Here is a 20,056-nt window from a genome sequence, read left to right as displayed (position 1 = left end):
GAGGATAGGCGGGCTGTTCATCGCCGCATCTAATCCCTCCGCCGGTACAAGCCGGATCAGGTTCCGCGGGTTGGCGCGAATGACTCATGCCTCTCAGCCCATCTTGCGGATGGGCACCCCGTTAGAGCATTGCAAAGACTAGAGAAAACCTGTTCCGGGCGCAAGCGCGCTTTCAGGCGGTGTCGACCTCCTGGAGAAAGGCGCGGATCATCGCGGCGAGATGGTCCGGCTGCTCGATACAGGGCATGTGGCCCGCGCCCTTTATGAGCTCGTAGCGGGCATCCGGGACGAGCCGCGCCAGGCCGAGAACCGTCTCGGGCGGGGTCGAGCCGTCCTGGTCGCCCGCCACGCAAAGCGTCGGCACGGCGATGCGCGCCGACGATAGCGTCAGGTCCGCATCGCGAATGGCGGCACAGGTGCCGACATAGCCGGCGACGGGCTGGCGCGCCACCATGTTGCGATAGCCGGCATGTTCGGCATTGCCGGGCTGGCGGAATTCGGGCGTGAACCATTTCTGCATGACATCGTCGAGGATGCTGGCGATGCCATGGGCTTCGACCGCGGCGATGCGGCCATTCCAGCTGTCTGCCGTGCCGATCTTGTGGGCCGTGCAGCAAAGAACGAGCGCATGCACGAGATCCGGCCGCCGCGCATAGACGCCCTGCGCGACCACGCCGCCGGCCGAAAGCCCGCAAATCACCGCATTCCTGACGGCAAGCAGGTCGAGCAGGCCGATCAGATCATCGACATGATCATCCATGGAATAGGGCGAGGTGCCGATATCCGAGAGGCCCTGTCCGCGCAGATCATAGGTTATGATGGGGAAATCGCCGGCGAGGCGGATGACGACATCGCGCCAGATGCGAAAATCGGTGCCGAGCGCATTGGCAAAGACGAGAACCGGCGCGCCGGCCGGTCCGCCGATGAGCTGGTAATGAATGTTGATACCGTTGATATCGGCAAATTGCACGTTGATCTCCCGGATTGAGGCGGCTGGTTGCGGCCATGATACTTGAATTCGCCGCCCGGTGAACCGCAGTTCTTCCGGCATCCTGTTCCTTCGCCTTTGGGGCTGTTCCTTGGCTGGCCCTTGCGCAAAACGCGTGGTAATGGGCCTGCATGAGCAAATTCGTCGTGCTTCTCGGTGGTTCCCTGGTCGTTACGCCCCGTCTCCTCAGGCTGGTGGAGGGTGCGCGGGTGCTGGCAGCCGATGGTGGCGCGGCCCATGCCGAACCGCTCGGACTGGTGCCGGAACTCTGGCTTGGTGATTTCGATTCCACCTCGCCCGAACTCGAACGCCAATATGCCGAGGTGCCGCGCCAGACATTCCCGGCCAGGAAGGACATGACCGATGGCGAACTGGCCGTCGAGGAAGCGTTCCGGCGAGGGGCGACGCATGTCATCCTTTGCGGCGCCTTTGGCGGCGAGCGGACCGATCACATGCTGCTGCATCTGACCATGGCGGTGCGATTCGCCGCCGAGGGAAGGCTGCTGACGCTGTGCAGCGGCACGGAGGAGGCGCATCCGGTCGTTGCGGGCGATTATGATTTCGACTTCGAGGATGGAACGCCGTTCAGCATTGTTGCATTCTCGGAACTACACGGTCTTTTTATCAGCGGCGCGTCCTGGCCGTTGGAAAATATGGAACTTTCCTTCGGTTCATCGCTTACAGTGTCGAATGCCGTATGTGGACGCCTCCACGTATCGCTCCATTCAGGCAAGGCAATCCTGATCGCTGCGCCGCCGATTGCGTCCCGCTTGTAAAGAAAAGCGGAAAATGCAATCTTCGCCGCACAGCGTTGGGGACGCAAGCTGGGTTAGTTTGGTATTAGAACGGGAGAGGTCTTCCATGTTGAAAACATTGTCTACAGTCGCAGTCGCCGCGGTCCTGGCGTTTTCAGTAGCCGGTTGCACAACCAGCGAGCAGCGGACAGCTGGCTATGGCGTGGGTGGTGCTGCTCTCGGCGCATTGGCCGGCGGCGCCATCGGTGGCGGTCGCGGCGCATTGGCGGGTGCGGCAATCGGCGGTGCGTCCGGCGTTGTCGTCGGCGCGGCCACGTCGAATGACGGACGGCGTTACTGCACCTATGAAAATCGTTATGGCGAGCGCTATCGGGCGCCTTGCCGCTGATAACACGATCCATATTGGACCAGGCAGGCCGGGCAACCGGCCTGTTTTCATTGAGAGGCCAGCTTCTACCGATCTTTGTTCTGCCGCATTGGGATTGCAGCATGGATCGGTTGTTATTTGAGAGGGTAATATGATGAATATGCGCATTGCCGCCATCGCGGCGACCGCACTTCTGGCGATTTCGGTCGCCGGCTGCGAGACCACAGAGCAGAACCAGCGAGCCGGGACAGGGGCGTTGATCGGTGCCGGAGCGGGTGCTTTGGCAGGACAGGCGCTTGGCCGCGACACGAAGAGCACCGTCGTCGGTGCCGCTGCCGGCGGTATTCTCGGCGCCGCTGTCGGTACTGCAACGACGCCGCGCCGCGGCAATGAAAATCTCTGCCGCTACCAGCGTCGCGACGGTTCCATCTACAATGCGCCTTGCGAAGGCAATGGCGGCGGGGCCTATGATCGCGGCTATCGCGATGACCGCTATTACCGCGATTCGGACGGCGGCTACTGATCCCGACAATTCAGCATTTGTGCAGACAGGCCGGGTAAAACCGGCCTGTTTCGTTTGACAGACGATGAAATCTCGCCGAGAAGCGGCTTGATCTCCGCCCATGATCTGCGCCCAGGGCATTTAGACCCATAGCTTTTTAGAATAGTATCCCCGATGGCCTCTCCACCGCTTCTTCGCCTTGACAAGATCGCTCTCACATTCGGTGGGACGCCGCTCCTGACCGATGCTGCCCTGTCGGTGAGCGAGAATGAGCGCATAGCGCTTGTCGGTCGCAACGGCTCGGGCAAATCGACATTGCTGAAGATCGCCGCCGGCATGGTGACGCCGACCGATGGAGAAGTGTTCAAGCATCCGGCCGTCACGGTCCGCTACCTGGCGCAGGCGCCGGACATGGAGGGCTTCGACACGGTGAGGGCCTATGTCGAAGCGGGCCTCGGGCCGGCCGACGATATCTACCGGGTTTCCTACCTGCTCGAACATCTCGGGCTCAGCGGCGACGAGGCGCCAGGCCAGCTCTCCGGAGGCGAGGCCCGCCGCGCGGCACTTGCCAAGGTGCTTGCGCCGCAACCGGACATCCTGCTGCTCGACGAGCCGACCAACCACCTCGACCTGACCACCATCGAATGGCTCGAGGACGAGTTGCGGCAGATCCGCTCCGCCATGGTGGTCATTTCCCATGACCGGCGCTTCCTGGGGAATGTCAGCCGCTCGACGGTCTGGCTCGACCGCGGCGTTACGAAACGGCTGGAGCGGGGCTTTGGCGCATTCGAGGAATGGCGCGACAAGATATTGGAGGAAGAGGAGCGCGATCTGCACAAGCTCGGCCGCCAGATCGTGCGCGAGGAACACTGGTTACGTTACGGCGTTACGGCGCGGCGCAAGCGCAACATGCGGCGTCTCGGCGAACTTCAATCGATGCGCACCGAGTTCCGCACCCATCGCGGCGCGCAGGGCAAGGCGGTCCTGAAGGCCAGCGATGCGCGGGAATCCGGAAAGCTCGTCATCGAAGCGGAGCATCTGGTGAAAGCCTATGGCGACCGCGTCCTGGTGAACGATTTTTCGACGCGCGTGCAGCGCGGAAACTGCGTCGGCTTCGTCGGGCCGAACGGAGCGGGCAAGACGACGCTGCTTTCCATGCTGACCGGCACGCTGCAGCCGGACAGCGGCACGCTGCGTCTCGGCACGAACCTTGAAATAGCGACGCTCGACCAGAAGCGCGAAAGCCTGGACCTCGACCAGACGCTATCGGATTATCTCACCGATGGCCGCGGCGAGAATGTCATCGTCAATGGCGAGCAGCGGCACGTGGCGTCCTACATGAAGGACTTCCTGTTCCAGCCCGAGCAGTTGCGTACGCCGATCCGGGAATTGTCCGGGGGCGAAAGGGCGCGGCTGATGCTTGCCCGCGTGCTGGCCCGCCCGGCAAACCTTCTGGTGCTGGACGAGCCGACCAACGATCTCGACATGGAGACGCTCGACCTGCTGCAGGAACTCGTCGCCGGCTTTGCCGGAACCGTCCTGCTCGTGAGCCATGACCGCGATTTCCTCGACCGTACCGTAACGTCGGTCATCGCGCCGGAGGGCAATGGGCGCTGGCTCGAATATGCCGGCGGCTATACCGACATGCTGGCCCAGCGCAAGGAGGCGCTTGCCACGCGCAAGGAATTGCGCGGCGGCAAACAGGCCAGCATATCCGAGGCGGCCGCGACGCCGGCGAATGCGGCTCCGGCGCGCGAAGAGAAGCGCAAGCTCTCCTACAAGCAGAAATTCGCGCTGGAATCCCTGCCGGGCAAGATCGAGGCATTGCAGAAGGAATTGGCGGTCCTCGAAAAGCGACTGGCGGACCCGGAGCTTTTCAGCAAGGATCCGACGCTTTTCCAGAAAACCGTTGCGGAATCGGCCGCGAAACAGGCCGATCTGGAGAAATTCGAGCATGAATGGCTCGAACTGGAGATGCTTCGCGAAGAAATCGAAGGCTGAGGCGACCGGCTCAGCTTGCCTTGGGCGCCACTCGTGCCGCCAGATTCTCTATCCTGGTCGCCACTTCGGACAGGACGCCGGTGATGGCCGTATCGTTCTTGTCCGCCTTGGCCAGTGCCTCGTCGCGGCTCTTGCGCAGGGCGTCCGCCTCGTTCTCGAGGCCCGTCACCCGCATCTGCAATTCGTGAAATTCGTCCATGACCATGATGCCGGCCATGACGGTGAGCCTGAGGTCGCCGATCTCGCCGAAGGATGATTTCAGATGCGTAACGTAACGGTCGAAACGTTCCGCGAGCCCGGTCAGATGCTGCTCCTGGCCCTCGTCGCAGGCCATTCTGTAAGCTTTGCCGTCGATCGTTACCGTAACAGTTGCCATGACTCTTCTCTTTCAGCGCTAGCGGTCGAGGACCGTTCGGATCGATTCCATCGCGGCGACGAGCCTGCGGGAGACCTCCTTGTTCGCCGCTTCGAGGCGCTCTGCCCGCCCCTCGGAAGCATCGAGTTCCTGGGCGAGCTTGCGCCGATCCATGTTCATGCGCTGAACTTCCTCTTCGGCTTCGGCAAAATCACCCTCGCGCTCAAGACGCAGGTCCACCGCGTTCTCAAGGGTTGAAAGTGCCTTTCCCAATCGTTCGAGCACCTGTTTGAGGGTGGCTTCCGATGCCATTTTCAGCGTTTCCCCTTGTCTTCTATCTTCCGGGCGATGCTCAGCGAATCGCAAAAAGACGAACAACTTATGACGCCGAAGTCTAGAGGCTGGTGCGGCGTCGCGTCAATCAAGCCGGGGCGTCACACGCTGTTCATGCACCGATAATAATCCTTTGCCGAAACAGCACTCGTCGCCGGAGGGAGCTTTGCCATGGTTTGACCCAATTTTGATTTAGGTTTGATTGACTCCCTCAAGACACCTGCTATGTGTCGCGTGCCTTTTGGATTTTGTCTGACCGGCGTCCAGAAACGGCATCCTTCTCACTTCGAAAGACGGTGGCTATGACCAATTCTGAGAAATCCAACCAAATGGCCAATGCGATCCGCTTCCTCTCGGCGGATGCAGTGGAAAAAGCAAATTCGGGACATCCGGGCCTGCCCATGGGCGCGGCCGATATTGCGACGGTGCTTTATACCCGCTTTCTGAAGTACGACCCCAAGGCGCCGCATTGGCCCGACCGGGACCGTTTCGTGCTGTCCGCCGGTCATGGTTCGATGCTGCTCTATTCGCTGCTCTATCTTACCGGCTATGACGACATGCCGATCGAGGAGCTGAAGAATTTCCGCCAGCTCGGTTCGCGCACCGCCGGCCACCCGGAATATGGTCATGCCGCGGGCATCGAGACGACCACCGGTCCGCTCGGCCAGGGTCTCGCCACTTCCGTCGGCATGGCGCTGTCGGAGCGCATCCTCAATGCCCATTTCGGCGACAATCTCGTCGATCACTTCACCTATGTCATCGCCGGCGACGGCTGCCTGATGGAAGGCATCAGCCAGGAGGCGATCGCGCTTGCCGGCCATCTGCGCCTCAACAAGCTCATCGTGTTCTGGGACGACAACAATATCTCGATCGACGGCCCGGTCTCGCTGTCGGACAACACCGACCAGTGCGCGCGGTTCGAAGCTTCCGGCTGGAACACGATCCGCGTCGACGGACACGACCAGGATGCTATCGCTGCCGCCATCGAACGCGCGCAGAAGTCCGACAAGCCGACGATGATCGCGTGCAAGACCACGATCGGCTTCGGTGCGCCGACCAAGGCCGGCACCAACAAGGTGCATGGATCGCCGCTCGGCGCCGAGGAAATCGCCGGTGCCCGCAAGGCGCTCGGCTGGACGTCGGAACCCTTCGTCGTGCCGTCCGAAATCCTCGACGAATGGCGCCTTGCCGGCTTGCGCTCGGCCAAGGAACACACGGCGTGGCAGGAGCGGCTGGCGAAGGTCGATTCCGAGACGCGCGCCGAATTCGAACGCCGTATCCGCGGCGACCTGCCGGCGAGCTTCGACGCGGCCATCATCGAATACAAGAAGAAGCTGTCCGAGGAGAAGCCGAAAGTCGCGACGCGCAAGGCTTCGGAAATGGCACTGGAAGTCATCAATGGCGTCGTCGCCGAAACGATCGGCGGTTCGGCCGACCTGACCGGCTCGAACAATACCAAGACGAGCCAGACGAAGAGCATCAATGCCGGCGATTATGGCCAGCGCTACGTCCATTACGGCATACGCGAGCATGGAATGGCGGCGGCCATGAACGGAATCGCGCTGCATGGCGGCCTGATCCCCTATTCCGGCACCTTCCTGACCTTCTCCGACTATGCGCGCGGCGCCATGCGCCTTTCGTCGCTGATGGGCATCCGCGTCGTCTATGTCATGACGCATGATTCCATCGGTCTCGGCGAGGATGGCCCGACGCACCAGCCGGTCGAGCATCTGGCGGCATTGCGGGCGATCCCCAATAATTACGTGTTCCGCCCGGCCGACGTGGTCGAGACGGCCGAGTGCTGGGAAATCGCGCTCAAATCGCGCAAGACGCCCTCGACCATCGCGCTGACCCGCCAGAACCTGCCGACGGTGCGCACGGTCCACTCCGACGAGAACCGCTCTGCCTACGGCGCCTATGAACTGTCGCCGGCAAGCGGCGAGGCGAAGGTGACCATCTTCGCAACCGGCTCCGAAGTCGAGATCGCACTCAATGCCCAGGCGCAGCTGGAGAAGAACGGCCACGCGACGCGCGTCGTTTCGGTGCCCTGCTTCGAGCTGTTCGAAGCCCAGAGCGACGAATACAAGCGCACCCTCATCGGCAATGCGCCGGTCAAGGTCGCGGTGGAAGCGGCGATCCGTCTCGGATGGGACCGGTTCATCGGCGTCGATGGCATCTTTGTCGGCATGAACGGCTTTGGCGCCAGCGGCCCGATCGAGGCGCTGTACGAACATTTCGGCATCACGCCGGGACACATCGTCACTGCGGCAGAAGCGCGGTTGAAGTAATTTTCTCGGAATTGAAGAATAGAACGGGCGCCATCGAGCCTAGGGAGACACAGATATGACAGTTCGCGTTGCTATTAACGGATTTGGGCGCATCGGGCGGAACGTTCTTCGCGCCATCATCGAGTCGGGCCGTACCGACATCGAGGTGGTGGCGATCAACGATCTCGGACCCGTGGAGACCAATGCCCATCTGATGCGTTATGACAGCGTTCATGGCCGCTTTCCCGGCACGGTGACCGTCGCCGGCGATACGATCGATGTCGGCCGCGGCCCGATCAAGGTAACCGCCGTCCGCAACCCGGCCGAACTGCCGTGGAAGGAACTCGACGTCGATATCGCGCTGGAATGCACGGGCATCTTCACTGCCCGCGACAAGGCTGCGGTCCATCTCGAGGCCGGAGCCAAGCGCGTCATCGTCTCGGCGCCGTCCGATGGAGCCGACCTCACGGTCGTCTATGGCGTCAATGACGACAAGCTGACCAAGGAGCATAAGGTCATTTCCAATGCTTCCTGCACCACCAACTGCCTGGCGCCCGTCGCCTATGTGCTGCATGAAGCCCTCGGCATCGACCATGGTTTCATGACGACGATCCACAGCTATACGGGCGACCAGCCGACGCTCGACACGATGCACAAGGATCTCTACCGCGGCCGCGCTGCGGCGCTGTCGCTGATCCCGACATCGACCGGTGCGGCAAAGGCCGTCGGCCTCGTGCTGCCGGAACTCAACGGCAAGCTCGATGGAACGTCGATCCGCGTGCCTACCCCGAACGTCTCGGTCGTGGACTTCAAGTTCATCGCCAAGCGCTCCACCACCGTTGCCGAGGTCAATGATGCGATCCGGGCAGCGGCCGATGGCAAGCTCAAGGGCATTCTCGGCTATACCGATGCGCCGAATGTCTCGGTCGACTTCAACCATGATCCGCATTCGTCGATCTTCCATTTCGACCAGACCAAGGTCATGGACGGCACGTTCGTGCGCGTGCTTTCCTGGTACGACAATGAGTGGGGCTTCTCGAACCGCATGGGCGATACCGCCGTTGCCTTCGGCAAGCTGATCTGAGCATGGCCTTGCCGCTTTGACTGATCAATGGCGGGTCGACATACCCGCCATTTTTGTTTTTGATACCTGTTCCGTTGACGAGGATTGCCCCATGACTGCTTTCAAGACGCTTGATGATGCCGATGTCGCCGGAAAGCGCGTATTGCTGCGCGTGGATCTGAATGTTCCGGTGGCCGATGGCATCGTGACGGATTCGACGCGCATCGAACGGGTCGCCCCGACCATATTGGAGCTTGCGCAGAAGGGGGCCAAGGTCATCCTGCTGGCGCATTTCGGCCGGCCGAAGGATGGTCCGACGCCCGAATTCTCGCTCAAGCCCATCGCCCACGCCGTCGCCAAGGTCATCGACCGCAGCGTTCACTTTGCCGAGGACAGCATCGGCGAGAAAGCCGCCGAAGCGGTCGCGAAGCTCAAGGATGGCGGAATCCTGCTATTGGAGAATACCCGCTTTCACAAGGGCGAGGAAAAGAACGACCCGGAATATGTGAAGGCGTTGGCGGCCAATGGCGACATCTATGTCAATGACGCCTTCTCGGCCGCCCACCGGGCGCATGCCTCGACGGAAGGCCTCGCCCATCTGTTGCCCGCCTATGCCGGACGCACCATGGAGGCGGAATTGCTGGCGCTGGAAAACGGTCTCGGCTCGCCCAAGCGGCCGGTCGTGGCGATCGTCGGCGGCGCGAAGGTCTCTTCCAAGCTCGATCTTCTCGGCAATCTCGTGCAGAAGGTCGATGCGCTCGTCATCGGCGGCGGCATGGCCAACACCTTCCTTGCGGCGCAGGGCGTCGGCGTCGGCAAATCCCTGTGCGAGCACGACCTCGCCGCGACAGCGCGCGAGATCATGGCCAAGGCCAATGCCGCGAACTGCAGCATCATCCTTCCCGTCGATGCCATCGTAGCCTGGCACTTCCAGGCGGATGCTCCGTCGCAGGCCTATGGGCTCGATGCCATTCCGGCTGACGGCATGATCCTCGATGTCGGCCCGCAATCGATCGAGCGCGTCAAGGGCGCGATCGACGATGCCGCCACGCTGGTCTGGAACGGGCCGCTCGGCGCCTTCGAGCTTTCGCCCTTCGACAAGGCGACGGTTGCGGCGGCGCGCCATGCGGCGCAACGCACCAAGGCCGGTTCGCTGGTCTCGGTCGCCGGTGGCGGCGACACGGTTGCTGCCCTCAATCATGCGGGTGTCGCCGATGATTTCAGCTATGTTTCGACGGCTGGCGGCGCGTTCCTGGAATGGATGGAAGGCAAGCCGCTGCCCGGCGTGGAAGTATTGAAGAAATAGCGGTTTCGAGCCTCGATCGGGCCCGCTGCAGGGCCCGATTTACAAACCAAAAGAAAATGTTATCTCCTTAAATCGTTTGAAAAAATTTCAATCGTTTCAATTAGTTGGATCGCCATTCCGTTTATCCCGGGCTTCTGTTATGGCCAGATGAACCTTGAAACTGGAGTGGAGTATTCGATGAGCGAACGCATTGAGGATATCGCGATTGCAATGGTTGCTGATGGCAAGGGACTGCTTGCCGCAGACGAAAGTTCAGGAACGATCAAGAAGAGATTCGACTCGATCGGTCTGGAATCGACGGCCGATAGCCGCCGCGACTACCGCGAGATGCTCTTCCGTTCCGAAGACGCGATGAAGAACTACATCTCCGGCGTCATTCTCTACGACGAGACGATCCGCCAGCAGGCGAAGGACGGCACGAGCCTGGTCAAGGTCATGCAGTCCTATGGCTGCATTCCGGGCATCAAGGTCGATGCGGGCGCCAAGCCGCTGGCCGGCTTCCCCGGCGAAACCATCACCGAAGGACTGGACGGCCTGCGCGAGCGCCTTCAGGAATATTACAAGCTCGGTGCGCGCTTCGCCAAATGGCGGGCGACCATCGCCATTGCCGAAGGCCTGCCGACCTGGGGCGCCGTGAAGCAGAATGCGCAGGCGCTCGCCCGCTATGCGGCGCTGTGCCAGGAAGCCGGCATCGTGCCGATCGTCGAGCCGGAAGTGCTGATGGACGGCACGCCGGGCACGCATTCCATCGATCGCTGCTATGAAGTGAGCGAATGGACGCTGAAGACGGTGTTTGCCGAACTCTATGACGCCCGCGTCGTGCTGGAAGGCATGATCCTGAAGCCGAACATGGTGATCGACGGCAAGAATGCCCGCAAGGCTTCCGTCGAGGAAGTTGCCGAAAAGACCGTGCGGCTGCTGAAGTCGACCGTACCTTCGGCGGTGCCGGGTATCGCCTTCCTGTCGGGTGGCCAGAGCGACGAGGAAGCGACGGCGCATCTTTCCGCGATGAACGCCAACTACACCATGCCGTGGAAGCTGACCTTCTCCTATGGCCGTGCCCTGCAGGCCGCTGCGCTCAGCGCCTGGAACGGCAAGTCGGAGAATGTCGCCGCCGGCCAGCGCGCCTTCGCCCACCGGGCAAAGATGAACGCGCTCGCAGCCACGGGCGGCTGGAAAAAAGACCTGGAAATCGCCGCTTAAGCGTTTCTTATCCAAAAACCTGTCTCATGGAGCCCGGGCTGGAATCAGTCCGGGCTTTTTCTTTGGAGGTATTTCGCCGCGCCATGAAACCAGAACCCTTTCATCCGCTGGTGAGCTGGCTGCTTTTCCCGCTCTATGCGTGGCAGGGCCTGGGCGTGCGCAGGAGCAGGGAGCGGCTGCTTCCGCCGACCGGCCTGCCGGTGGGTGAGATAGCCGGCAAGGACCCGGCGATCCGGCTTCTCGTGCTTGGCGATTCCTCGGCGGCGGGCGTCGGCGTGACCGATGCCTGGCACGGCATCTGCGTCCGGCTGGCGGTGCATCTGCAGGGCCGCACCGGCCGCAAGGTGATCTGGCGGGCGGCGGGGTTCAATTCGGCGACGTCCGGCCAGCTGCGCGATCATGTGGTGCCCAATCTCGAGCGCGGGATGTGGACCCATATCGTGCTGACCATCGGCACCAACGACGCCAAGAACTTCCACTCCCTGCCGCGCTTCAAGCGCGATTTCGGCGGATTGCTCTACGCCGTCCGCGCCAAATGGCCCGATGCCCATATCGTCTGGTCGCAGATCATCGATTTCCGCGACGTGCCTGCCATGCCGCCGCTGCTCGGCCGGATACTGGAGGGGCGCGCCTCGGCGATCAATGCGCTCGGTACCGCCCTGTGCCGCGAACGCCGCGCCGTGCCCGCCTCGCGGCTCCCCGTCGAAGCGGCCGAGGGCTTCTCCACCGATGGTTTCCATGCCTCGGCGCTAGGCTATGATGCCTGGGCGCGGCATCTGGTGCCCTATGTGCTCAACATGCCGGATTCCGAGGCTGCCGCTCCCATGGGCAAGTGAGGCCCCTCACAGCCCCGCATGGCTCAGCAGCACCATGGCCAGCATCGCCAGTATGGCAAAGGCCGCGATCTTCCAGAAATCGCCACGCTTTTTCAAGCCCGGCCAGCCGAGGGGCTTCACGATGTGAAGCGCCATCAGGATCAGTAGCAGCAGGGGAATGATCTTGAGCATGTTCGGCTCCGGCAGGACAGGCCAGAGCTGTGGGTCAGAGCACCGGATTTGTCAATTCGCCCTTTGACTTCGCGGCCTCTATTGGGGATGCTGGCCGGCGGGAGGACGTCCATGACATCGAAATATTCTGAAGTTTATCGGGAGTGGCAGGCCGATCCGATGGCCTTCTGGGCCAAGGCGGCGCAGGCCATCGACTGGTTCAGGCCCTGGGAAACGATCTTCGACGCCAATACCGGCCCCTATGGCCGCTGGTTTCCGGGTGCGGAGTGCAATACGTGCCACAATGCCGTGGACCGGCATGTCGAGCGGGGCCGCGGCGACCAGCCGGCGCTGATCCACGACAGCGCCATCACCGGAACGAATCGCACCATCACCTATTCGCAGCTACTTTCGGAAGTCGAGGCGCTGGCCGCGGTTCTCATCGACAAGGGCGTTGCGAAGGGCGACCGCGTCATCATCTATATGGCCATGGTGCCCGAGGCGATCGTCGCCATGCTGGCCTGCGCGCGGATCGGCGCCGTTCATTCGGTGGTCTTCGGCGGCTTTGCGGCCCATGAACTGGCGACGCGTATCGACGACGCCAAGCCGGTCATGATCATCGCGACCTCCTGCGGCCTGGAGCCGGGGCGGGTGGTGGCCTACAAGCCGATGCTGGACAAGGCGATCGAGCTCGCCAGTCACAAGGTCGCCGCCTGCCTCATCCTCGTGCGCCCGCAGCAGCCGCACGAACTCGTGGAAGGGCGCGATCATGATTTTGCCGAAGCCGTCACCGCTGCCGCCGGCCGGCGGGTGCCATGCGTGCCGGTCAAGGCCACGGACCCGCTCTACATTCTCTATACGTCCGGCACGACCGGGCAGCCCAAGGGGATCGTCCGGGACAATGGCGGCCACCTCGTGGCGCTGGCCTGGTCCATGGCCGCGGTCTACGACACCAGGCCCGGCGACGTCTTCTGGGCCGCTTCGGACATCGGCTGGGCCGTGGGCCACTCCTATATCGCCTATGCGCCGCTCTTCATCGGCGCGACGAGCATCGTCTATGAAGGCAAGCCCGTCGGCACGCCCGATGCCGGAACCTTCTGGCGCGTCGTCAGCGATCATAAGGTAAGGGTGCTCTTCACCGCACCGACGGCCTTCCGCGCCATCAAGAAGGAAGACCCGAACGGCACCTTCATCCGGAATTACGACCTTTCATCGCTGAAATATCTCTTCCTCGCCGGCGAAAGAGCCGATCCGGATACGATCAGATGGGCGGAGGAGAAGCTCGGCGTCCCGGTCATCGACCATTGGTGGCAGACGGAAAGCGGCTGGCCCATGGCGGCCAATCCCGCCGGGCTCGGCATGCTCCCGGTGAAGCATGGTTCGCCCACCGTTCCGATGCCGGGCTATGACGTGCAGGTGGTGGACGATGCGGGCCATCCCGTCGCCGCGGGCGAACTCGGCAATATCGTCGTGAGGATGCCGCTGCCGCCGGCCTGCCTGCCGACGCTGTGGAACGCCGATGCGCGCTTCCACGAGGCCTATGCCAGCGAGTTTCCGGGTTATTACAAGACGGCGGATGCCGGCATCATCGATGAAGACGGCTATATCTACATCATGAGCCGCACCGACGACATCATCAATGTCGCCGGCCATCGCCTGTCGACCGGCGCCATGGAGGAGGTGCTTGCCAGCCACAGGGATGTTGCCGAATGCGCCGTCATCGGCATCGCCGATCCACTGAAGGGCCAGGTTCCCTGCGGGTTCCTCGTTCTCAAGGCCGGGGTGGAGCGCAAGGCCGAGGATATCGAGGCCGAGTGCATCGCGCTGGTCAGGGACAAGATCGGCCCGGTTGCCGCCTTCAAGACGGCGATCACGGTCAAGCGGCTGCCGAAGACGCGCTCCGGCAAGATCTTGCGAGGTACCATGCAGAAGATCGCCGACGGGCAGGACTGGACGATGCCCGCGACGATCGACGATCCGGCGATCCTCGACGAGATTTCGGAACAGCTGCAGCAGCGCGGCTTCGGGCGGGCGCCGGCAAGCCCATGACGAGACGGCCAAACATGCGAAAGGAAGCCGAATGCTGGAAGGCAAGATAGCAATCATCACCGGTGGCGCGCAGGGTATCGGTGCGGCGATCGCCAAGCGCTACCTCCACGACGGCGCGCGGGTCATGATCGGCGACACCAATCAACAGCGCGGCGAAGCGACGCTCAGGGAACTCGCCGCCATCGGCGATGCCCGCTTCATGGCGGCGGATGTCAGCAGCAGGCTCGACGTGCACAATCTGGTGGCCGCCACCGTGGAGGCCTTCGGCGATGTCGATATCCTTGTCAACAATGCCGGCGTCGTGCATGCGGCGGATTTCCTCGATCTTGCCGAGGAAGATTTCGACCGCGTGCTGCGCATCAATCTGAAGGGGCCGTTCCTGTGTTCGCAGGCGGTGGCGCGCCACATGGTCGAAAGGGTCAGGAATGGCGGGGTCCCCGGCTCGATCATCAACATGTCGTCGATCAATGCGGTCGTCGCCATCCCCGATCAGGTGCCTTATTCGGTGTCGAAGGGCGGCATCGCCCAGTTAACGCGGGTTCTCGCGCTGTCGCTGGCGGAATATGGCATCCGCGTCAACGCCATCGGCCCGGGTTCGATCCGCACGGACATGCTGGAGGATGTCCTGTCCGATCCGGCCGCCAAGGAACGCATGTTGTCGCGCACGCCGCTCGGACGCGCCGGCGATCCCGCGGAGATCGCCGCGATTGCCGCCTTTCTCGCTTCCGACGATGCAAGCTACGTCACCGGCCAGACGATTTTCGCCGATGGGGGCAGGCTGCCGCTCAATTATATGGTCCCGGTCAACACCTGAGGCTGGCCGCCGCCGAGGTTCGACTTTTGTACCCCCTCATGACATGCTCCTGACAGAAGGTTGTCAGCAGCCCTGTGTCATAGTCTTCACTGTAAGCAGAGGAGATAGGGATATGGCAAAGGATCTATTCGGAATGTTTCGCACGGTCGCTCGGTGGTATTCTGACATCGCCGCCTATCGGGAAGAGCTGCGGACGGAACGGCATATCAGCGAACTTCCGGAACATCTGTTGAAGGATATCGGCTGGCCGGACGCCTATGCGGAACGGCTGGCACGGCGGGAAGGCGATGCTGCGGAGACGCAGAAGGCGGATAGCGCCGGGCATCAGCCGTGGAGCCTCGACTGGCCGCATCAATATGAACGCCTGCGGCGGCGCAAATCGAATACCGTCGAGATAGGCTGCTGAGCGGAATGGCCGGCGCCAATAGGGCAGACCGGATGGCAGGAGCCCGAACGGGAGGAACAATGTCCATGGACCACAGGAAGACGATCGGCTTTGTTTTCATCGATGGCTTCGCGGACTGGGAGTTCGGCATGCTGTCGGGCGCCACAGCCGATTGGTTCGGCGGTCGCGCGGTGGCATTGTCTCCCGTCTTGGGGTCTCCTGGCTCGGGGTCTCCTGAACCCGGCCCGCTCAGATCCATAGGCGGCTTTCGTCTTCTGCCGGATCGCGGCACCGACCTTGCCGACAATGAAGATCTCGACGCGGTTGCGGTCATCGGATCGGATAAATGGTCCGATGAAGACGCGCCCGACATCGGCGAATTGCTGAAGACCGTGCTGTCGCGCGGCGGGATCGTCGGCGGCATTTGCGCGGGAACCCTGGCGCTGGCGCGTGCCGGCCTGTTCGAGGGGCGCAAACATACCAGCAACGGGCCGGGCTGGCTCGAATCCAGGATCGGCCGCTATGTCGGCGCGCAATTCTACCAGGACGTGCCCTACGCCATACGCGACGGGCATGTCGTCAGTGCCGCGGGCACGGCTCCGGGCACTTTCGCCACCACATTCCTCGAAGCTGTCTTTCCCGAACAGGCGGCGCAGGTCGCCGAGATGCGCCAGCTGGTCGGGCGCGAATATGAAGCGGGTGAAGAACGGGCATAGCGCCACAATGGCCGAACTGGCCCTCGAATGGATTTGAAGGATATCCCATGCGCAGAGCAGACCGTCTATTCCAGATCGTGCAGAGATTGCGGGGCGGCAGGCTGGTCACCGCGCGCCAGCTGGCCGAAAAACTCGAAGTATCGGAGCGCACGATTTATCGCGACATAGCCGACCTGCAATCCACCGGCGTGCCGATCGACGGCGAGGCCGGTGTCGGCTATCTGCTGCGCGAGGGCTTCGACCTGCCGCCATTGATGTTCACCCGCGACGAAGTCGTCGCACTGGTCGCCGGCGCGCGGCTGATCACTGCCTGGGGCGGGGCATCGATGGCGCGGGCTGCGGAAGAAGCGATCATCAAGATCGGCGCGGTGCTGCCGAAGGAAGAGCGTCCGCGCATCACCAATACGCATATCCACGCCTCGGGCACCAATATCAGCGACCGGGACCGGGACCTGATCGATCTGGCGGAGCGGGCGGCGGACCAGTGCCGCGTGCTGACCATCACCTATACCGACCTCGAGGGCAATGAGAGCCAGCGCGACATCCGTCCGCTGGGATTGTGGTTCTGGGGCAAGGTCTGGACCCTGATCAGCTGGTGCGAACTGCGCAATGATTTCCGCACGTTCCGCATCGACCGTATCGCCAGGGTGGACAAGGCCGACCGCATCTTCCGCCCGGAGCGCGGCAAGACGCTGGCGGATTTCTACCGGCGGGTGGAATTGAGCGAAACGCCCGATACGGAAGCCCGCGCTTCGTGAAAAAGGCCCGGCAGAACCGGGCCCTTTTGTCTTATTCTTCGTCTTCGTCGTCTTCCTGCCGTCCCTTGAGCGAGGACAGCTTGGCGAACACCTTGTCCGCATCGAGTTCCTCGTCCTCTTCGCGGGGCGCCGGCTGGATATCGAGGTTCTCGGTGGCGGAAGCCGGCAGCAGCGTATCGCCGGTCTCGACCTGCGCAGGGCGGCCGCGCGAGGAACGCTCGACTTCGATGTCGAGATCGATCTGCGAGCAGAGGCCGAGCGTTACCGGATCCATCGGCTGCAGATTGTTCGAGTTCCAGTGGGTGCGGTTGCGGATCTGCTCGATCGTCGATTTCGTCGTTCCGATCAGGCGCGAGATCTGGGCATCCTTCAGTTCCGGATGGTTGCGGACCAGCCACAGAATGGCGTTCGGGCGGTCCTGACGCTTGGAAAGCGGCGTATAGCGCGGGCCTTTGCGCTTGGTCTCCGGCACGCGTACCTTCGGATCGGAGATCTTGAGCTTGTGATTGATGTCGGCTTCGCCCCTGGCGATTTCCTCGCGCGTCAGCTGGCCGGTGATCAGGGGATCGAGACCCTTGATCCCCTGCGCCGCCTCGCCATCGGCAATGGCTTTTACTTCCAGCGGATGCAACTTGCAGAAGGCTGCGATCTGGTCGAAGGAGAGCGCGGTGTTGTCGACAAGCCAGACGGCCGTTGCCTTTGGCATAAGAAGCTGGGTGGCCATGAATATAGTCCTCTTGTTCGTCCGCTCCGGTGGCGCGGGACGTGGGTTCAACCACAATTTCCGGGAATTCGGGCCGTTATATAGCGGTATTTTCGCCAATGGGCAAGAAAGCCTTTTGGCTGCGCACCGGGCTCGCGAATGTTCATCAAACTGTCACGCATCCGTCATCAGATTGAAATAGAGCCGCGAGAACAGTCACTCCATCTTATTGGCCATCTTGATGGCAATCTTCAATGGAGCACGGACCCATGTCGCACAAGACAGTTTCACTCGCCCTCCTTGCCGCGCTTGCCACTTCCGTGGCGCTGCCGGCGGCGGCCGACCCGGTTTTCAACCGCATCGCGAGCTTCCCCGTCATCGATAATCTGCCCGAAAGCGCCGACCGGTCGAAGCCGACTTCGGCGGAGATCATCACCGCTTCGGAGGACGGCATGACGCTCGTCTATTCCGACAGTCCGAACGAGGCGATCGGCTTCGTCGACATCACCGATGCGGCCCATCCGAAGCCGGGCGGCCAGCACAAGGTGGATGGCGAGCCGACCTCCGTCGCCATCGTCGGCGGCAACATCTTCGCCGCCATCAACACGTCGAAGGACAAGGCCAATCCGTCCGGCAAGCTCGAAATCATCGACCTCGCGTCGAAGAAATCGGTGCTGAGCTGCGACCTTGGCGGCCAGCCGGACTCGGTGGCGATTTCGCCCGACAAATCCTTCGCCGCCATCGCCATCGAGAACGAGCGCGACGAAGAGCAGAACGAGGGCGCCCTGCCGCAGCTGCCGTCCGGCAATCTGAAGATCTTCGCGCTCAAGGACGGCCTGCCGGATTGCGCGGCGGCCAAAACCGTCGATCTTACCGGTATTGCCGAGATCGCCCCTGAAGATGCGGAGCCGGAATTCGTCTCCATCAATGCCGGCAACCAGATCGCCGTGACGCTGCAGGAGAACAATCACATCGCCATCGTCGATGCGGCAAGCGGCAAGATCGCCTCGCATTTCTCCGCCGGCGCGGTCGATCTTGACGGCATCGACACCGGCAAGGACGGCGCGCTGCGTTTCGATGGCAGCATCAAGGGCGCGCTGCGCGAGCCGGACGCGGTAAAATGGCTGGATGAGGAGCGCCTCGTTACGGCCAATGAGGGCGACTACAAGGGCGGATCGCGCAGCTTCACCATCTTCACCAAGGACGGCAAGGTCGCGTATGAATCAGGCGCTTCGCTCGAACACCGGATCGCCGCCGCCGGGCATTATCCGGACAAGCGCAACAAGAAGGGCGTCGAGCTCGAAGGCGCGGAAGTCGGCCGTTTCGGCGAGACGAACTATCTGTTCGTGGCCAGCGAGCGCGCTTCGATCGTCGGCGTCTACAAGGATACGAAGGCGGAGCCGGAATTCGTGCAGCTTCTGCCCTCGGGCGTCGGCCCGGAGGGCATCCTCGCCATCCCGTCGCGCAATCTGCTGGTGACGGCCAATGAGACCGATCTGGTGGAGGATGGCGGCGCCAGGGCGCATGTCATGGTCTACGAGCTGAAGGAGCAGGCGCCGAACTATCCGCAGATCGTTTCCGAAGCCACCGGCGATGTTCCGCTCGGCTGGGGCGCGCTGTCCGGATTGTCGGCCGATGCGGAGAAGCCGGGCAGGCTCCACGCCGTCGCCGACTCGTTCTATTCCGCCGCGCCGACGATCTTCACCATCGAGGCGGACCGCAGCCCGGCCCGCATCACGCAGGCGCTGCCTGTCACGCGCGGCGGCGCTGCCGCGCAGAAGCTCGACCTCGAAGGCATCACCACCGATGGCGATGGCGGCTACTGGCTCGCCAATGAGGGCGATGCGGCCAAGCTCGTTCCCCATGCGATCCTCAACGTCAATGCCAAGGGCGAGATCAAGCAGGAGATCGCGCTTCCCGCCGAGCTTCTCGCGCATCAGACGCGATTTGGCCTCGAGGGCATCACGCGGGTCGGCGAGGGCGATGATGCGGTGTTGTGGATGGCGATACAGCGCGAGTGGTCCGACGACGAAAAGGGCTTCACCAAGCTGCTTCGCTACGACATCAAGGACAAGAGCTGGAGCGCCGTGGCCTATCCGCTCGACAAGACGGATGCCGGCTGGGTCGGCCTGTCGGAGATAACCGCCCATGACGGCCAGCTTTACCTGATCGAGAGGGACAACCAGATCGGCGGCAAGGCGGCCAACAAGCGCCTCTATCGCGTGGCGCTGGAAGAGCTGAAGCCGGTCAAGCTGGGTGAAAAGCTGCCCGTGGCCAAGAAGGCGCTCGCCCATGACTTCCTCGGCGACCTGAAGGGCACCAATGGCTATGTCGCCGAGAAGCTCGAAGGCTTCGCGATCGACGCCGACGGCAATGGCTTCGCGGTGACCGACAATGATGGTGTCGACGATTCATCCGGCGAAACGCTGTTCTTCAACATCGGCAAGGTAGCGGCGACGCATTGAGCCCTGCAAGGCGAGGGGCGGCCCGGCCGTCCCTCCTTTG

General features: G+C 62.6%; 20 protein-coding genes and 1 riboswitch. Of the genes, 15 read left to right on the top strand and 5 right to left on the bottom strand.

The features are described 5' to 3' along the window. Positions 1-16: 16 nt before the first annotated feature. Positions 17-131, bottom strand: a riboswitch (TPP riboswitch). A 41-nt stretch (positions 132-172) separates the two neighbouring features. Then, the gene (pcaD, locus tag OSJ75_RS05495; protein ID WP_267227199.1) at positions 173-970 is read right to left on the bottom strand and encodes a 3-oxoadipate enol-lactonase; all 798 of its coding nucleotides are present in this window, start codon (positions 968-970) and stop codon (positions 173-175) included. A gap of 149 nt (positions 971-1,119) precedes the next feature. On the opposite strand from pcaD, the gene OSJ75_RS05490 reads away from it, so the two are divergent. The 4 genes from OSJ75_RS05490 (at position 1,120) to OSJ75_RS05475 (ending at position 4,613) form a co-directional block, all read left to right on the top strand. Further along, the gene (locus OSJ75_RS05490) at positions 1,120-1,764 is read left to right on the top strand and encodes a thiamine diphosphokinase (RefSeq protein WP_250017127.1); all 645 of its coding nucleotides are present in this window, start codon (positions 1,120-1,122) and stop codon (positions 1,762-1,764) included. Positions 1,765-1,849: 85 nt separating this feature from the next. Continuing rightward, positions 1,850-2,131 (top strand): hypothetical protein, encoded by a 282-nt coding sequence (locus tag OSJ75_RS05485; RefSeq protein ID WP_250017129.1) that lies wholly within the window; start codon positions 1,850-1,852, stop codon positions 2,129-2,131. A gap of 139 nt (positions 2,132-2,270) precedes the next feature. Then, entirely contained in the window at positions 2,271-2,633 is a 363-nt protein-coding gene (locus OSJ75_RS05480; protein ID WP_250017215.1) for a YMGG-like glycine zipper-containing protein, read from the top strand. A gap of 153 nt (positions 2,634-2,786) precedes the next feature. Continuing rightward, positions 2,787-4,613, top strand: coding sequence for an ABC-F family ATP-binding cassette domain-containing protein (locus tag OSJ75_RS05475; protein ID WP_267227198.1), 1,827 nt, complete (start codon positions 2,787-2,789; stop codon positions 4,611-4,613). Positions 4,614-4,623: 10 nt separating this feature from the next. Here the strand turns inward: OSJ75_RS05475 and OSJ75_RS05470 are convergent, their stop codons facing one another. Both OSJ75_RS05470 and OSJ75_RS05465 read right to left on the bottom strand, forming a co-directional pair. After that, positions 4,624-4,989 carry a cell division protein ZapA gene (locus OSJ75_RS05470; protein ID WP_267227197.1) on the bottom strand — a complete coding sequence of 122 codons (366 nt, stop codon included), beginning with the start codon at positions 4,987-4,989 and terminating at the stop codon, positions 4,624-4,626. A gap of 18 nt (positions 4,990-5,007) precedes the next feature. After that, the gene (locus OSJ75_RS05465; protein WP_250017136.1) at positions 5,008-5,280 is read right to left on the bottom strand and encodes a DUF4164 domain-containing protein; all 273 of its coding nucleotides are present in this window, start codon (positions 5,278-5,280) and stop codon (positions 5,008-5,010) included. Positions 5,281-5,603: 323 nt separating this feature from the next. On the opposite strand from OSJ75_RS05465, the gene tkt reads away from it, so the two are divergent. The 5 genes from tkt (at position 5,604) to OSJ75_RS05440 (ending at position 11,976) form a co-directional block, all read left to right on the top strand. Continuing rightward, positions 5,604-7,589 (top strand): transketolase, encoded by a 1,986-nt coding sequence (gene tkt, locus OSJ75_RS05460; RefSeq protein WP_267227196.1) that lies wholly within the window; start codon positions 5,604-5,606, stop codon positions 7,587-7,589. A 55-nt stretch (positions 7,590-7,644) separates the two neighbouring features. Next, positions 7,645-8,652, top strand: a complete 1,008-nt coding sequence (gene gap, locus OSJ75_RS05455) for a type I glyceraldehyde-3-phosphate dehydrogenase (protein ID WP_250017149.1) — start codon at positions 7,645-7,647, stop codon at positions 8,650-8,652. Positions 8,653-8,743: 91 nt separating this feature from the next. Then, positions 8,744-9,937 (top strand): phosphoglycerate kinase, encoded by a 1,194-nt coding sequence (locus OSJ75_RS05450; RefSeq protein ID WP_250017152.1) that lies wholly within the window; start codon positions 8,744-8,746, stop codon positions 9,935-9,937. Between the two features lie 177 nt (positions 9,938-10,114). Further along, positions 10,115-11,140, top strand: coding sequence for a class I fructose-bisphosphate aldolase (locus tag OSJ75_RS05445; protein WP_267227195.1), 1,026 nt, complete (start codon positions 10,115-10,117; stop codon positions 11,138-11,140). Between the two features lie 83 nt (positions 11,141-11,223). Then, entirely contained in the window at positions 11,224-11,976 is a 753-nt protein-coding gene (locus tag OSJ75_RS05440) for an SGNH/GDSL hydrolase family protein (RefSeq protein ID WP_250017157.1), read from the top strand. Between the two features lie 6 nt (positions 11,977-11,982). On the opposite strand, the gene OSJ75_RS05435 is transcribed toward OSJ75_RS05440, so the two are convergent. After that, positions 11,983-12,147: a hypothetical protein gene (locus OSJ75_RS05435; RefSeq protein WP_250017159.1), complete on the bottom strand. Its 165-nt coding sequence runs from the start codon at positions 12,145-12,147 to the stop codon at positions 11,983-11,985. 111 nt (positions 12,148-12,258) lie between these two features. Here OSJ75_RS05435 and OSJ75_RS05430 point away from each other — a divergent pair, with 111 nt between their 5' ends. From OSJ75_RS05430 to OSJ75_RS05410, 5 genes are all read left to right on the top strand, one after another. Continuing rightward, a complete protein-coding gene (locus OSJ75_RS05430; protein ID WP_267227194.1) occupies positions 12,259-14,175 on the top strand; it encodes a propionyl-CoA synthetase in 1,917 nt (638 codons plus the stop codon). 31 nt (positions 14,176-14,206) lie between these two features. After that, complete coding sequence (locus OSJ75_RS05425; protein WP_267227193.1) at positions 14,207-14,989, top strand: SDR family NAD(P)-dependent oxidoreductase; 783 nt, start codon at positions 14,207-14,209, stop codon at positions 14,987-14,989. A 112-nt stretch (positions 14,990-15,101) separates the two neighbouring features. After that, entirely contained in the window at positions 15,102-15,395 is a 294-nt protein-coding gene (locus OSJ75_RS05420) for a DUF1127 domain-containing protein (protein ID WP_267227518.1), read from the top strand. 65 nt (positions 15,396-15,460) lie between these two features. Continuing rightward, positions 15,461-16,090, top strand: coding sequence for a DJ-1/PfpI family protein (locus tag OSJ75_RS05415; RefSeq protein WP_267227192.1), 630 nt, complete (start codon positions 15,461-15,463; stop codon positions 16,088-16,090). A gap of 47 nt (positions 16,091-16,137) precedes the next feature. Then, positions 16,138-16,848 carry a helix-turn-helix transcriptional regulator gene (locus OSJ75_RS05410; protein ID WP_250017168.1) on the top strand — a complete coding sequence of 237 codons (711 nt, stop codon included), beginning with the start codon at positions 16,138-16,140 and terminating at the stop codon, positions 16,846-16,848. Positions 16,849-16,879: 31 nt separating this feature from the next. Here the strand turns inward: OSJ75_RS05410 and OSJ75_RS05405 are convergent, their stop codons facing one another. Continuing rightward, a complete protein-coding gene (locus tag OSJ75_RS05405; protein WP_267227191.1) occupies positions 16,880-17,572 on the bottom strand; it encodes a DUF1013 domain-containing protein in 693 nt (230 codons plus the stop codon). 248 nt (positions 17,573-17,820) lie between these two features. On the opposite strand from OSJ75_RS05405, the gene OSJ75_RS05400 reads away from it, so the two are divergent. Next, positions 17,821-20,016, top strand: a complete 2,196-nt coding sequence (locus OSJ75_RS05400) for an esterase-like activity of phytase family protein (protein WP_267227190.1) — start codon at positions 17,821-17,823, stop codon at positions 20,014-20,016. Positions 20,017-20,056 lie beyond the last annotated feature (40 nt).

The organism is Phyllobacterium sp. 0TCS1.6A (genome assembly GCF_026420825.1).
GTDB lineage: Bacteria > Pseudomonadota > Alphaproteobacteria > Rhizobiales > Rhizobiaceae > Phyllobacterium.
This window is presented reverse-complemented; position numbering and strand designations above follow the sequence as displayed.